This is a genomic window from Polyangiaceae bacterium, from assembly GCA_020633205.1.
GTDB lineage: Bacteria > Myxococcota_A > Polyangia > Polyangiales > Polyangiaceae > JAHBVY01.
The window spans coordinates 1,132,493-1,146,688 of the sequence record JACKEB010000010.1 but is presented as its reverse complement, the minus strand read 5'-3'; the positions used below and the strand labels follow the sequence as shown (position 1 = coordinate 1,146,688).

10 protein-coding genes are annotated in these 14,196 nt (G+C 62.5%); 6 read left to right on the top strand and 4 right to left on the bottom strand.

Annotated elements, in window-relative coordinates; all coding sequences use genetic code 11:
* Positions 1 to 168: 168 nt before the first annotated feature.
* Positions 169 to 1,797, bottom strand: coding sequence for an FMN-binding glutamate synthase family protein (locus tag H6718_04820; GenBank protein MCB9584694.1), 1,629 nt, complete (start codon positions 1,795 to 1,797; stop codon positions 169 to 171).
* 147 nt (positions 1,798 to 1,944) lie between these two features.
* On the opposite strand from H6718_04820, the gene H6718_04815 reads away from it, so the two are divergent.
* On the top strand, positions 1,945 to 2,880 hold the full coding sequence (locus tag H6718_04815; GenBank protein MCB9584693.1) for a hypothetical protein: 936 nt from the start codon (positions 1,945 to 1,947) through the stop codon (positions 2,878 to 2,880).
* On the opposite strand, the gene H6718_04810 is transcribed toward H6718_04815, so the two are convergent.
* On the bottom strand, positions 2,877 to 3,641 hold the full coding sequence (locus tag H6718_04810; protein ID MCB9584692.1) for a hypothetical protein: 765 nt from the start codon (positions 3,639 to 3,641) through the stop codon (positions 2,877 to 2,879). The two genes, H6718_04815 and H6718_04810, sit on opposite strands and share 4 nt — an antisense overlap.
* Positions 3,642 to 3,818: 177 nt before the next feature.
* Between H6718_04810 and H6718_04805 the strand changes: the two genes are divergently transcribed.
* Complete coding sequence (locus H6718_04805; protein ID MCB9584691.1) at positions 3,819 to 4,553, top strand: alpha/beta hydrolase; 735 nt, start codon at positions 3,819 to 3,821, stop codon at positions 4,551 to 4,553.
* A 21-nt stretch (positions 4,554 to 4,574) separates the two neighbouring features.
* Here the strand turns inward: H6718_04805 and H6718_04800 are convergent, their stop codons facing one another.
* Positions 4,575 to 5,627 carry an aldo/keto reductase gene (locus H6718_04800; protein MCB9584690.1) on the bottom strand — a complete coding sequence of 351 codons (1,053 nt, stop codon included), beginning with the start codon at positions 5,625 to 5,627 and terminating at the stop codon, positions 4,575 to 4,577.
* A 105-nt stretch (positions 5,628 to 5,732) separates the two neighbouring features.
* On the opposite strand from H6718_04800, the gene H6718_04795 reads away from it, so the two are divergent.
* Positions 5,733 to 6,470: a class I SAM-dependent methyltransferase gene (locus tag H6718_04795; GenBank protein ID MCB9584689.1), complete on the top strand. Its 738-nt coding sequence runs from the start codon at positions 5,733 to 5,735 to the stop codon at positions 6,468 to 6,470.
* A 91-nt stretch (positions 6,471 to 6,561) separates the two neighbouring features.
* Here the strand turns inward: H6718_04795 and H6718_04790 are convergent, their stop codons facing one another.
* Positions 6,562 to 8,769, bottom strand: coding sequence for a glycosyltransferase (locus H6718_04790; GenBank protein ID MCB9584688.1), 2,208 nt, complete (start codon positions 8,767 to 8,769; stop codon positions 6,562 to 6,564).
* A gap of 240 nt (positions 8,770 to 9,009) precedes the next feature.
* Here H6718_04790 and H6718_04785 point away from each other — a divergent pair, with 240 nt between their 5' ends.
* The 3 genes from H6718_04785 to H6718_04775 are packed head-to-tail and all read left to right on the top strand — an operon-like array spanning position 9,010 to position 14,165.
* On the top strand, positions 9,010 to 9,987 hold the full coding sequence (locus H6718_04785; protein ID MCB9584687.1) for an NAD-dependent epimerase/dehydratase family protein: 978 nt from the start codon (positions 9,010 to 9,012) through the stop codon (positions 9,985 to 9,987).
* Positions 9,988 to 10,016: 29 nt separating this feature from the next.
* Positions 10,017 to 12,467 carry a hypothetical protein gene (locus H6718_04780; protein MCB9584686.1) on the top strand — a complete coding sequence of 817 codons (2,451 nt, stop codon included), beginning with the start codon at positions 10,017 to 10,019 and terminating at the stop codon, positions 12,465 to 12,467.
* Positions 12,468 to 12,470: 3 nt separating this feature from the next.
* Complete coding sequence (locus tag H6718_04775) at positions 12,471 to 14,165, top strand: hypothetical protein (protein ID MCB9584685.1); 1,695 nt, start codon at positions 12,471 to 12,473, stop codon at positions 14,163 to 14,165.
* Positions 14,166 to 14,196: the final 31 nt, after the last annotated feature.

Sequence of the window (14,196 nt, the reverse complement as noted above, 5' to 3'; positions counted from 1 at the left end):
GGTCGGTACCGCTCGCCCCGTTTGATTGGGGTTTGCAGGGACAACCCGCGTCTAAGGAGTCGCGTGACACGATTTTTCGGATTTGCGGTTCTCTCGGGACGAACGTTCGGTCTTTTCGCCAGAGACGCTTAACCTCGCCGGTATTGGTCGCCGGCGGCTAGACGCGTCTCAGCTCGCCACGAGGGACATGCGGGGCGGTGACAGACTCGGACGCCGCTCGAAGCTTTCAGCGCAAGCCGCATTCCAAGCGCGTTCGTAACCATCCGGAAACTCGCCTCGCAGGAACGCGCCCGGGGGGCAAAACTCGAAGATCTCGTCGTAGCTCGCCGCTCGCGTGGGCGTGACGCGGCGTTGAATGTGCCAGGGGCGAAGCTCTGCCGGATGTTCGAGGCCGGTAGCCCCCAAAAGCTCCTGGAACGCATGCAGGGTGTTCTGCTGATAGTGCGCGACGCGCTGCGCCTTGTCGCTCACCACCAAACCCCGAATCAGCTTCTCGTCCTGAGTTGCGATACCCGTCGGGCAATCGTTGCTGTTGCAACGTCGAGCTTGGATGCACCCAAGCGCGAACATCATCCCGCGGGCGGAGTAGACCGCGTCAGCACCGAGCGCGAGCTTGTGCGCGATATCGAAGCCGCTGATGATCCGACCCGAAGCAAGTAGCTTCACCTGATGGCGCACCCCGATACCAGTGAGGGTGTTGTGCACCAGGATGAGCCCGTCGGTCAGCGGCGTGCCCACCACGTTCGAGAACTCCAAGGGAGCGGCGCCGGTTCCGCCTTCGGCTCCGTCTACGGTGATGAAGTCCGGAACGATGCCCGTTTGTAGCATCGCCTTCGCGATCGCGAAGAACTCCACCGGCCGCCCCACGCACAGCTTGAAACCGACGGGCTTACCGCCGCTGAGCTCTCTCAGCTGCGCCACGAAGCGCAGGAGCTCGACTGGTGTGCGGAACGCGGAGTGGGATGGGGGGGAGAGGACATCCTGGCCCATTGGTACCCCACGGATATCAGCGATCTTACGTGTGAGCTTGCTCGCCGGGAGGATGCCACCATGACCCGGTTTGGCACCTTGGCTCAGCTTGATCTCGATCATCTTCACGTTGGGGAGCTGAGCACTCGCACGGAAACGCTCCGCACTGAACGCGCCCTGTGCGTCCCGAGCACCGAAGTACCCAGTACCGATTTGCCAGATCAAGTCGCCGCCGCCTTCGAGGTGGTAAGGACTGATGCCGCCCTCGCCGGTGTTGTGGGCGAAGCCACCGAGCTTCGCCCCTCGGTTCAGCGCGCGCACTGCGGCGTCGCTCAGCGCTCCATAGCTCATGGCGCCGACGTTCAGCAGGGCTGAAGAATAGGGCTGCGTGCAAGCGTTCGAACCAATCGTGACGCGGTGGGGAACCGCGGGTAGCACGCGCGCCATCAGCGAGTGGTTGATCCACTCGTAGCCCTCTGCGTAGACGTCGCGCTGAGTGCCGAAGGGCAACGTGTCGGTGGTGTTCTTGGCACGCTGATAGACCAACGACCGTTGCTCACGGCTGAACGGTGTCCCGTCGGTGTTCGACTCGATGAAGTACTGATTGATTTCTGGGCGGATTTTTTCGAGGAGGTACCGCCCGTGGCCGATGATGGGGAAGTTTCGGCGGATCGCCTGAGGCTCTTGCAAGATGTCCAGGACGCCTAGAGCGATCAACGGGGCAACCACCGCAAAGCCGAGGTAGGCGCCTGGCCAGAGCTGCGCGAGCCCAATCAACGACAGGCTGATGAACACACTTAGGCTGAGGAATACGCTGCGGGCTGACATATCTCGACTCGTTTGGCTCCAGAGCTGGCGGCAGAGATCTGCCACCTCCGAGTCTTGTGATCGGGCGCGGCCTGTAGGACTTGAGGATCTGTTGTGCGACGCAGCGCGCCGTTGACGCCAAGGGCGTGGGGCCGCAGAGTCATCGCTATGCCCGGGCCTGAGAGCGATCGCGAGTCGACGTTCTCTGGCCGGCGCGGACGGGTGATACGCACGGCAGTCCTCCCGCTGCTGGGTATCGCCTTGTTTGGACTGCTCGGCCCCTTCGCCGAGCTACTCAGGCGCTCGAGCTACTCGCGGGTTCCTAGCGAGTCGTATTTCACCCTGCCGAGTGTCTTCGACGCGCTGGTTCTTGGCTTCGGCTGTGTCGGCCTCACGCTGGTCGCCCGTCGCGCAGCGGGGCGGCCGGCGGACGCACCAGTGAGTCACCGCCGCGTCTTGAGGGGCATCCCGGCAGGGGTGTTCGTGCTGTTTGCCGTCGCGCAGATGTACGGGCTGCTTCAAGTCGTCGATCGCACGCCGAGGGACTTCCCGTGGCAGCTGTTCTTGGGGCTCTCGTTGGTGTCGCTGAGCGCCGGGGTAGCGCTGACACGTCGCGGTCTTCGCCTCACGAGCTGGCGCTGCTTCACGAGTCAGCTAGCTGGCCACGTCGTGCTGATGGCACCCCCGCTGTGCTGGCTCTTGCTCGATGGTTTGCGGCATGAGCCGGCTGAACACTACGCAGGTCCGTGCGCAGCGCTCTGCTTGTTTGCGTTGGTGGGTTTGCTCTGGGCGGGGCGCAGTGGATCGCGGCGGGTCGATACGCTCGCGGTTGCGTTGTGTGTGATCACGTTGCTCGCTGCGGCGCCGATCTTCTTATCCGCGAGGATCACACGGTCCCATGTGGCTGGGAAGGGTGAAGAGTGTGAGGTCGCCTTGGCGGCGGTGCCCGTTTGGCGGGCCGGTCCCGGGCACGACCCGGTTTGCGAACCCGGCGCCTTGGGGCCCGTGAGCTGGGCGGAGTCCGCGGTGGTTGGTGTAGCCGGACTTGGAGGCCTCATGTGGTGGCTCAAGCGCCGACGGAAGAGCTGGAACGCCGCGAGCTAGGGACTTGGCGGGGCAGCGCCTCCGGTCCCGGGGGTGCCGCTACCGCCAGTGCCTGGTCCCATGCCTCCGGTTTGGCCGCCGCCGAAGCCTGAGCCGCCTGTTCCCGGATTGGAACCTCCGCCAGTACCTGGTCCCATGCCTCCGGTTTGAACCCCGCCGCCGAAGCCTGAGCCGCCTGTTCCCGGATTGGAACCTCCGCCAGTGCCTGGCCCCATGCCTCCGGTTTGAACCCCGCCGCCGAAGCCTGAGCCGCCTGTTCCGGGATTGGAACCTCCGCCAGTGCCTGGTCCCATGCCTCCGGTTTGAACCCCGCCGCCCGAGCCTCCGCCAGCAGCGCCGTTCCCACCACTACTACTGGCACAAGGATCACCGGCACTTTGCCCCGGCTGCCCGGGAACCGTGCCGGGTTGCCCCGCGGAACCACCCATCGAGCTACCGGTGCCGTCTTCCCAAGTGCAGCCAAGCTGATCAATACAGTAGGTTTCGCTGAGCTCGTTGCAGCGCGTCGCGCTGCCGCGGCACTCGTTGTACTCATAGGAAAGCTCGCAGCCGTCCTGATGCGCACAGGCATCCTTCCCGCTGTCCGACGAGATACTGATCGCGTAGCAGGACTTCGCACTACCGTGGCAACCGACCTCGAGGGGCATGGCTTGCTGACCGCTGGAGGCGCAGGTGTTGCCCTTGTTGTCGGAGCACGCCGACGCGCTGCCTAGCGTCAGCATGGCGATAGCTCCCAGCACCCAGTTCAATTCTCGCGTCATTGGCTCTCCTACACTCAAGCGACCTGCGTGGCGCGCTACCCACCCCCTGCGCAACGCCACACTCAAACGGCGCGGCAGAGGCTGGCAGTTTTCGGCGCTTCTGCAAGGCGTGTCCGCCCCGGGTAGCGTTAGAGCAACAGCAGTGCCAGGCGAGCTCAGACCTGATATTTGCTCAGCATGGCGAGCTTCGTGCGCAACAACACGACGATTCACTACGAAGACTCAGGCAGCGGACCAGCGCTGCTGCTGATCGCGCCGGGAGGCATGCGATCCCATGTCGGCGTGTGGGAAAAGGCGCCGTTTAATCCGCTGCGGGAATTCGCCGCTGGCTTCCGCACCGTTGCGATGGATCAGCGCAACGCCGGACAGTCCCACGGCCCCATCGAGCCTGGTATGGGCTGGGACCAGCACACTCAGGACCAGCTCGCGTTGCTCGACGAGCTGGGCATTCAGCGCTTCTTGGTCATGGGCATGTGCATCGGAGGCGCCTACATCGCCGGGCTGATCCGTGCGGCAAAGGAGCGCGTCATGGGAGCAGTCCTGCTGCAGCCCATCGGCCTCGAGAACAATCGGGACGCGTTCCATCAAATGTTCGACAACTGGGCGGTGGAGGCAAAGAGCAAGCACCCCCAAGCCGACTTCGAGGCCTACAAGTTCGCGATGTTTGGATCGCCGGATAGCACCGAGCCGCGCCAGCAGTTTCTGTTCAACGCTTCCCGCGACGAGGTGCGAGCGTGGACGACGCCGATCTTGGTGGCCAAGGGTAATGACCTCTACCACCCGGAGTCGACTTCGCGAGAGGTCGTACGCCTCGCGCGAAACGCGAGCTTGATCGAGGAGTGGAAGCAACCCGACTCCACTCCCGTCGCGGTAAAACAAATCGGTGAGTTCCTCACGGCCGCAGCCGACTGAGTTGGCTGCTTGGCGCGGTGGTCACACCCGTGCCTTGCGCCAGCTGATGCGCTCGTGCACGTTCTCTCCGTAGATCACGTTCTTGATGTATTTCCCTGAAAGGAACTGCTGCGGGAACGGCATCGGGTAGCGACTGAGCTTGTCCAGGCTCTTCAAGTGGTCCGCGCTGAGCTTCACCAGAGCCGCGCCGAGGGTGTCTTCAATCTGCGAGACTTTGCGGGCCCCGACGATCGGGATGCACAGATCGCTCTGGTTCATGACCCACGCGGTGGCCACCTGGCTAGACGACACCCCGAGCTCGTCTGCGATGCGATCGACTTCCCTGGCGATGGCTAGCTTCTGCTCGCTCGTGCGTCCGCTCGAGTCGTTGCCGCCTTTCCGCAGGGAGTCGATGTCCCCGTTGCCGCGGGTATACTTCCCAGTCAAAACGCCGCCGGCTAGGGGTGCCCAGGCAAGCACTGACAGCTCGAAGTACTCCGCCATGCGTAACAGCTCGTGCTCCACGCTGCGCTCGAGCAAGCTGTACTCGATCTGCAGGCCCACGAAGGGCGTCCAGCCACGGAGCTCGGCGAGGACGTTCGACGCGGAAACGACCCACGCCGGTGTATCGCTCACCCCCAAATGCAGGAGCTTGCCCGCGCGCACGAGATCGTCCAGCGCACGCAGCGTTTCGTCCATCGGCGTCAGCTCGTCCCAGGCGTGGATCCACAGCAGGTCGATGTAGTCCGTGTTGAGACGCTTGAGGCTGGCCTCGACTGAGCGCACCAGGTTCTTGCGGTGGCTGCCACCGGAGTTGGGATCGTCGTGATCCATGCAGAGCGTGTACTTCGTGGCGAGCACGAAGCGGTCTCGCTTGCCTTGCAGCCAACGGCCGCAGATCTCTTCCGTCTGACCGCCGTGATACTTGTTCGCGGTGTCGAGGAAGTTCCCGCCGGCGGCGGCATAGGCATCCAGCACCTGGTGGCTCGTGGCTTCGTCGGCACCGAAGCCCCAAGCGTCGCCGAAGCTCATGGTGCCGAGACAGATCTCCGAGACGCGCAGCCCCGATTTACCCAGTAGTCGATAGCCGATCATGTATTGCTCCTCGCTCGAGTGTTTACACCACTTGGCGTTGTGCAGGGCTCGCTTCGTGAGGCGCACTTTGACCGCTGGCGACCTTGGGGTATGTACCGACGACTCATGGACGTCAGAAGCTACGCCGCCATCAACGAGGCGCAACGGGACCACTGGTGGTACGCCGCGCGGCGCACAATCCTCGATCGTGTCCTTGGCCAGGTCCACGCTGCGGGCCTTCCAAAGGGCACGCTCCTCGACCTGGGTTGCGGAACCGGTTCGAACCTGCCCGTGCTGGAGAAGTACGGCAAAGCCCATGGGGTAGACATGTCGCCCGAGGCGGTGGAGTTCTGCAGGCTGCAGGGGATCGACAACGTTACCCGCGCTGACCTCGATCACTTGGAAGGGGTGCCCCCGGAGTCGGCGTCTGTCGTCTTGCTCGCCGACGTGATCGAGCACCTCGACGACGAACGTCCGTGCCTGGAAGCCGCGCGCGCTGCGCTCGCGCCTGGTGGTGCGCTGATCGTCACCGTGCCAGCCTTCATGTTCCTGTGGAGTCCTGCCGATGACTTCGCCCATCACCGGCGGCGCTACACCGCTCCCGAGCTGAAGCAGGTGATCGGCTCGATGTTCGAGGTCGAACACCTGACCTACTTCAACACCTTCTTGTTCGGTCTGATCTTGGCTGGTCGCGCAACGGAGAAGCTGCTCAAGCGCCAGGGCGACGATACCTACTCCGTCCCCCCGAGCCCGGTGAACCGGACGCTCAAGGCGATCTTTTCCGCAGAGTCTTTCCTCGTGCCCAAGCGCAAGTTGCCTTTTGGTGTGTCGCTGTTGTGCGTGGCGCGAAAGCGCGAGTCCTGAACCCGCGCTCCGCTCTGCTGGTTGCGCGCCCTGCTGGTTGCGCTCTGCTGGTTGCGCTCTGCTGGTTGCGCGCTCTGCTGGCTGAGCGCTGCTAATTGAGCTCGGAGTTGATCTCGGGTGCGTCGCCCTGAAAGTCGACGTTCAGACGGGAAACCGCCGCCAGGCGCTTCCCCGTGCGCACGAGCTCGATGTTCTCGACGAAGTCGACGTCGATGCGCATGTCCTCGCCCAGGTAGTGGCGGAAGGTTGCGAGGATCTCTTGCAGTGAATCATCTGAGTAGCGCTCACCCTTAACCACGCGGAAAATCATAGCGTTGGGGCGCTCCTGCACTACCTGGAAGCGCCTGATCGCGTGGTCGAACTCTTTCAGGTAGTGAGCGAAGAAGGTTCCCGGCAAGTAGCGCTTGTCCGTGCCTTGAATGATTGATTGCACGCGCCCTTCAATCTTCCCGACGAGGGGGAGCCCACGTCCGCACGGGCAGTCGAAGTCGGGATCCATGGCCTCGGCCAAATCGCCAATCCGATAGCGGATGAACGGAAGACAGTAGTTGTTGAGGTCGGTGATCACGACTTCCCCAACTTCGCCGGGTGCCACCGGGCGCCCCTCCTTCAACACCTCGACTATGTAGCCTTCCCCAACGATGTGATGACCCGTGTGGGCGCTGCACTCGTAGGCGAGCCCCGAGAATTCGCGAGATCCGTACTTGTCGAAGACCTTGCAGCCGAACGCCTCTTCGATGAGTTTGCGACTCTGATCCGGCAGTGTCTGCGCGCTGCTCATCAACGCGGTGGGCCGCACGTCGACGTTTCCGACTTCCTTGAGGTAATGGGCGAGGAAATCGAGCGCCTCTGCATAGCCGTCCATGAGGACTGGCTGCCACTCGGCGATTTCCCGCACCATGGCCTGGAGCTTTGCGTCGGACATCTCGAAGATCGGGATGAACTTGCGGCGGCACAGCTTCGCGTCCGCGATTTCCCGCGCCGCTTGTGACTTGGACATGCCCAGGGTTTGGTGCCAGAGGCGCACGCACGGATCGCCGAATTCGTACCCCGTCCACTCCTGAGAGCGCAGGGTTGCTGCCCAGCGAAACTCGAGCTGAGCGCGATCCGCGTAGCAAACGAAGGGCTCCCCAGTAGAGCCGCTCGTGCTGATCTTCAGCACCTGATTCTTGTCGTGGTTCTCACTCAGGATGTCGAAGAAGAGGTGCTCTCGAATGTCTTTCTTAGTGAGAAACGGCAGCTTGTGAAGGTCCGCCTGGCCTCGAATGTCCTGCGGCGTGAGGCCGCGCTCTCGCATTCGCTCCCGGTAGTAAGGCACGTTGCGGTACGCGTGCCGGACGAGACGGCGCAGCTTCTCGTCTTGGAGTTCTCGAAGCTGCGAGCGGGTGAGCCACTGGCTGCGGTTGAGGCTCTCGTAGTAGTCCTCGACGTCCTTCGTGATCATCCAGTGCGTGGCGTTGAAGGCCTTCATGTAGCCTTTCCAGTGCGCCTGCTTTGCGGGTGAGCGCGGCTTTGGCTCGAACCGAGGTGGGTTCCGGCGCAGGAACTGGCGCGCAGTGTCCGGGGGACGGTTGGTGACCCGGTACTCCCAGGTGGCTCGACCCACGTCCACGAGCGAACGCACTGCCGCGCGGTAAGCGTTGCCATCGAGGAAACTGGTGCCCGCGCGCCGGTTCTCGAACAGCGTCTCGATCTGCTTGTAGGAGTAGCCCTTGGCGTGGGCCGCGACCATGATGAAGCTCTGCCAATAGTAGTAGCTGCCGTCGTACGTCAGTAGATCCTCGAGGATCTCCTTGGAGGTGACGAGGAAACCGCTCTTGTTGTCCTGCAACTTCATCCCAAAGGTCGCGTTCAGGATCGTGTTCAGGCCACGACTCAGGTGGTACCGCGTCCCGCGTTCGCGACCGACGGCAGAGCGCCAGCCCTGAACGATGTCGACGTTGGACTCGAGTAGCGTACGGTAGAGGCGGAGGAGGTCTTCGGGTTGATACTGCAGGTCGGCGTCGATGATCGCGACTGCTGGCGCTCGCGCCGCCCTCGCTCCTGTCTTCCACGCGCCCGTAATTCCCTGGTTCACCCCGTGGTGCTGCCCAACGACGACGCCGGGATACGCGGCCTCCATCTCTTCGATCACGGTCTTCGTGTTGTCTCGGCTGCCGTCGTTCACCAGGACAAGCTCACCTCGAAGATTGCCACGCTGAAAAACCGAGACCACGCGGCGCGCGAGCTCGCGCACGTTCAACTCTTCGTTGTAGCAGGGGGCAATTACGGAAAGCTCAAGCTCAAGCGGCTCAGTCATAGGCGGAGCAGCATAGCGCGACCGACTCCTACTTCCAGTGTCCCTGGGCTGCGCGGAAGCGGGGTTTACCGGCTTTCGATAAGCCTGGTGGGACGTACGTGCCGCCTCCGCTCGCATATGGGTCTGCATGGCGTAGCCCCAGTGAAGCCACGATCGCGCAAATTTGCCGTGGTTTGCGTGGGGCGTCCCACGAGGTTTGCGAGCTGGCGAGCGTGTGCGGAATGAGTTATCAGTCGCCCCATGTCGGAAGTCGCTGCTGGCGCCCAGCCAGACCTGTCGCAAAGGCGAGTAGTCGTGACCGGTGGAGCGGGCTTCATCGGCTCACATTTGGTCAAGCGCCTGCTGGACCTGGGCGCTCAGCGCGTCTGGGTGGTGGATAGCCTGCGCTACGGCGATTTGGCTAACCTCGCCGAGTATTCGGATCGGGTGCAGCTGGTTCGCCACACCCTCGGCAGCGATCCAATCGAACATCTCGCGGAAGCGATGGAGGGGTGCGACTTCCTGTTTCACCTTGCCGCAGAGAAACACAACCAATCTAAAGACGAACCCACGCGTGTCGCCCGCGCTAACATCGAGGGCACACTCGCGCTCTACGAGCTGGCGGCTGACAAGGGCGTGAAAAAGATCGTGTTCAGCTCCTCGCTCTACGCCTACGGGCGTATGCAAGGCGACGCGTTCGTCGAGACGGAACTGCCTCGTCCGCAGACGGTGTACGGTGTGTCGAAGCTGACCGGCGAGCACCTCCTGCACTACCTTTCGGTCCAACGTGGGGTTCCGTATCTCGCGCTCCGTTACCTGTTCGTCTACGGGCCAAGACAGTTCGCCGGCATGGGCTACAAGTCTGTGATCGTGAAGAACTTCGAGCGCTTGAGCCGCGGTGAGGCGCCGATCGTGTTCGGCGATGGGGAACAGAGCTTGGACTACGTCTTCGTCGATGACGTAGTCGAGGCCACTCTCCGAGCGGCGCTGGTCGAGGCATCGGGGGAGGTGCTGAACATCGCTTCCGGCGTCCCGACCAGCGTGAATCAGTTGCTCGACACGATGATCGCGGTCAGTGGGAAGGCTCTCCCGAAGCAGACGGGGCCCGCAGATTGGACCGCAGGCAGTCGGCGTTTCGGGGACCCCTCGAAGGCAGCAGCCGTGCTCGGGTGGCGCGCGACTACCAGCCTCGAGGACGGGCTCATGCGGACCTGGGACTGGATCCAAAGCGCTTCCTGAGGCGTGAGTCGACTCATGAGACGAGTGCCGTGAAGTTCTGGGAGAGGCTCTTCAAGCCGCGCCCCGGGGAGCCTACGCCGGGAGGCGAAGACGGGATGCGCGACGGCGTAGAGCGAACCGGGTGGAGCGGGCGCCTGCGTCATCTGGGCGTCTTGTTGGTGTGCCTCGTCGGACTCGTCATCGCTCACGGATACGCCGACGACTACTATCGGATCCATGACTGGCTCGCCTGGCGGATCCTGGGTTACTGGTTGTGCAGCCTGGTCTTCGTTGCAGCATCCGTTTCCGCGGGGCACATAACGCTCAAGGGCGTCACGCGAGGGGAACTTCCGCCCCTCGAACACGTCGCGCTCGCCTTCGGCGTCGGTGTGATGGAGTTCCAGCTCCTCGTAGTGCTCGGGGGCGCTCTAAAGCTCTACTACGGCTGGTTCTTCTTTGTGCCACCGGTGATCTGCCTGCTCGGTGCGCCTTCCCTTCGGCGGTTTCTCGTGGCGACGAAGCATCGCTACTCCCACGAGCCCCTGAGCCCGTTGCAGTGGGTGATCCTGGTCTTCGGCGTGTTGTGCCTTGGCCTCGTCTACTTCAACCTACTGACGCCCGACAACGTATCGTTCGATTCCAGGGCCATGCACATGGGCGTGGCCGAGGACTACGTCGCTTCTCATGGCATCCGCCGGTTCGACGAAGGGTGGGTGTTCGCTGGTGCGCCGCACTTCGGCAGCTTCCTGTACGTTTGGGCGTTCCTGATACCCGGCTCGAAGCTCCATGACCAAATGGAGCTGGCTCAACACCTGGAGTTCATGGTGTTTCTCGGGACCACATTGCTGGCGGTCCCAGCCGTTGTGCGTCGGCTTGTTCCGGGCTCTGACCCCCGGGTCGTGTGGGTCGCCAGGTTTTTGTTCCCTGGGGTAATGCTCTACGACTCGAGCCTGAGCGGTGGGGCTGACCACCTGGCCGCGATGTACGGTCCGCTGATATATCTCGCGCTGTTGCTGGCCTGGCCTCGCCTGGAGGTCAAGTTCGCTGCGCTGCTTGGGGTGCTGGTGGCCGGGGCCGTGATGACCAAGTACACGATGGGCATCATGACTCTCCCGTTCTTGGGGCTTGCCCTCACGGCGCGGGGAGTGTTCTTGCTGGTAAAGAATATCCGTGCGGATAAGAGCGCTCGCCGCTGGGGCTGGCTCTGGGGTTTCGTCGCCTTTGCCCTGGCAGGTCTGACGGTCGGAGCTCCGCACTGGCTAAAGAACTGGATCCACTACGGGGACCCAGCGTATCCGATGCTGCGCGGAGTATTCTCCAGCCGCCCTTGGCTGCCGGGCTCCAGCGAGATGTGGGTACGCTTCGAAGAGACTCAGCTCTGGGCCGCCGAGCACGATTGGTCGGGGGTGAAGCAAAGCTTTTGGGCCACGCTCGACTTCTCGTTCGTGCCCAATGACTGGCCACGCTTTCACGGGCATCGGGCAGTCTTCGGGTCGCTCTACACTCTGCTGTTCCCGGCTTTGTTGTTCCTGCGCCGTTCCTTGCGCACGTGGGCAGTGGTTGCCTGGATCCAGCTCGGTGTCTTCTGCTGGTATTGGATCAGCCATCAGGATCGCTATCTGCAGAGCATCACCCCATTGATGGCCGCGGTCGTGGCGGCGGTGCTCTGCATGATCTGGCAGCAGCGGTCGACGCTGCTGAAAGTCGCGAGCGGCGCGCTCGTGGCTTTCCAGGTGGTTTGGGGGGGAGATGTGCCCTTCTTGCCCACGCACTCGATGATCAAGTCTCCCCAACGGGCCACGCTGAAGCTCCTCGAAGCTGGCCACGCGGGGAAGTACGCCTCCCGATTGGGGCCAAAGAAGAGTTCGTTCGAGGCGGAAGGCAAGTTGCTCCCGCCAGGCGCACGCGTGGTGATGCACGACCAAGTGATGACCCTGGGGATCGCGCATGCTTCGATCCGTGACGCACGGCCGTGGCAGTTTGGACTGAACTACGCGCTGTTGAAGGATCGCCCGCAGGTGTATCAAGCGCTCAAAGACCTCGGAGCTACCCACGTCTTCTGGCCGGCTGGGCAGCAACGCTACTGGGATAGCGTTGCCGGCGAGGCTGTTTTCTTGGGATTTGCGACGCGGACCACCAACCAGCGCAAGGTCCGAAGCGGAACGCTTGGTGAGATGCCCAGTGAGCCCCCGAGCGCCGCGCGGAATACCAAGCTATTGCTCGTGCGCTGTGGATCCAAGGGCTACGCGACGGGGATCTATGACTTGGAGGACGTGTCGGTGCTGCGTTTCGCGCCCGAAGAGGACGAGCTCCCGAAGCCGCGCGTGAGTCTGCAAGCCGATGCGCTCGTCGATCGCTTGGGGAGCGTGGAGTACGTTGTTACAGATGCGGGTTGCGGCAGCGATCGAGTCGAGGCCATCCGCAAGCTCTTCATCCTCACAGGGCGGACGCAAGCGTCCGGCAAGTTCCCAGCGTATGACTATTGGTCCAAGCGAGAGTAAGGCGTGAGTTTAGTGTCCTTCAAAGAGCGTGCGAGTGAGATGTTTGGCACGCTTGAGTCTTACTGGAAGGCCGCCACGGGGCGTGTCTCTGACCAGCCAAGCATCCGGTTCATCGGCGTCTGTTGCATTCTGCTAGCCGCAGTCACCCTGCTACGGCCCCTGTTCTTTGCGGCGATTCCCGAGTCCGTCTTTCAGGGGCCCGTCATCGTCTGGACTCTAATCGAGCGCGATTGCGCCAGCATCGTTTTGGGGGCCAAGCGGAATTCACCCCAGGTTCCGAGCCTTTTGTTTCTGGTCTTGCCGACGCTGGTCGTGCTGTGGAGCAAGCGGGATGTTAGCTGGGGCCGATGGGAGTGCGGGAAGGCCTTCCGCAACTTGATCCTAGTGATGGTGTTCATCATGGCCTGGGCCGGTGCCACCTTCGACTACAACATGTACCTCGATCGCGGTCACTTCGTGGACCGGGCGCTCCTGGTGCTGCTCGCCATCTGGACCTGGCGTACGCCGTTGGCGCTTCCATGGTTCACGCTGCTCTCCGTTGTTCTCATGCGGGAATGCTTCGTTCCGCTGGGGCACGACGACTTCGACTATCGACCGATGTTCGAGATGTTGATCATTATGTCGATCAGCGTCTGGTTCTCGGTGTTTCGCTGGGTACGCACCAAGCACGTCGTGTTCCTATCGCTGTGCTCCTTGGGGTCCTACTACTTCGCCGCTGGTGTCGCTAAGTGGGAGTACGGTCCAGAGCACAGCTGGCTCCTAGAAAACCAGCTGTCGAACCTCGCAATGACCAATCACTCTCTCGGGTGGCTTGGGTTCATCAGCGAAGGCACGTTCATCAAGATCGTCCAGGCCGCGAGTCACATGAACGTGATCAACGCCGGGTATACGCTCTTCGTGGTGGAACTCGGCGTGATTGTGCTGATGTTTCTCCCGCCGAGGATCTCGCGTTACTACTGGCTTGCGGCTGCCCTGCTACACGTTGGGATCTTCGCGTTCTCCGGGATCTTCTTTTGGAAGTGGATCGTTACTGACGTTGCGATCTTCTTCTTTCTCCGCGGAGGCGGTCTGGAGATCCACAAGCAGATTTGGGCGCACAAGCTCGGCCTCCTATTTGGTGTAGCCTTGCTTTGGTTCTCGCTGGACCGAGTCTATTTTTGGCCGCAGATCGGTGTCGCTTGGTACGACTCACGAGTCCTGGAGCACTACACCTTGGTTGGTGTGGATCGAGACGGGGAGAAGCACGTCATCGATCCGCTCACAATCACACCATTCGATACGCGCTTCATCCAAGGGGATTTCGGCTACGTGACCCGTGAAAAGACGCTCTCCCGCACCATGGGAACGACGGCCGACTACCGCATGATGACGCGTCTGAACAACATCACGAGCGACGCGGAGCTGGTCGAGATCGAGCAGAAGTACGGCCGTTCGAAGTACCGCGCGAAGAGCAAGCAAAAGTTCGATCAGCTGATCGCTCGATACTTCTCCAACACCAACCGCTACGGCGGGCGGCGCCACCGATGGCTAGCGCACATCGGTCGCCCAGATCACATCTGGATGCAGGCTCCGGGGGAGTTTTACGATTTCAAGAAGCCGTTGAAGACCGTCGAGGTCCACCGTCAGCGCGTCTTCTACGACGGGCAGAAGATCGTGCGCAGGCCGGACCAACTGCTGTACGAGATCGCGATTCCCTAGCCGCGTCCCCGGAGCCGTTTTCGTGCGGCAC

What these genes read in the sequence shown, in the direction of transcription:
- H6718_04820 (MCB9584694.1), bottom strand. Translation starts at nt 1,797, where the DNA reads ATGTCAGCCCGCAGCGTATTCCTCAGCCTAAGTGTGTTCATCAGCCTG.
- H6718_04815 (MCB9584693.1), top strand. Translation starts at nt 1,945, where the DNA reads ATGCCCGGGCCTGAGAGCGATCGCGAGTCGACGTTCTCTGGCCGGCGC.
- H6718_04810 (MCB9584692.1), bottom strand. Translation starts at nt 3,641, where the DNA reads ATGACGCGAGAATTGAACTGGGTGCTGGGAGCTATCGCCATGCTGACG.
- H6718_04805 (MCB9584691.1), top strand. Translation starts at nt 3,819, where the DNA reads ATGGCGAGCTTCGTGCGCAACAACACGACGATTCACTACGAAGACTCA.
- H6718_04800 (MCB9584690.1), bottom strand. Translation starts at nt 5,627, where the DNA reads ATGATCGGCTATCGACTACTGGGTAAATCGGGGCTGCGCGTCTCGGAG.
- H6718_04795 (MCB9584689.1), top strand. Translation starts at nt 5,733, where the DNA reads ATGGACGTCAGAAGCTACGCCGCCATCAACGAGGCGCAACGGGACCAC.
- H6718_04790 (MCB9584688.1), bottom strand. Translation starts at nt 8,769, where the DNA reads ATGACTGAGCCGCTTGAGCTTGAGCTTTCCGTAATTGCCCCCTGCTAC.
- H6718_04785 (MCB9584687.1), top strand. Translation starts at nt 9,010, where the DNA reads ATGTCGGAAGTCGCTGCTGGCGCCCAGCCAGACCTGTCGCAAAGGCGA.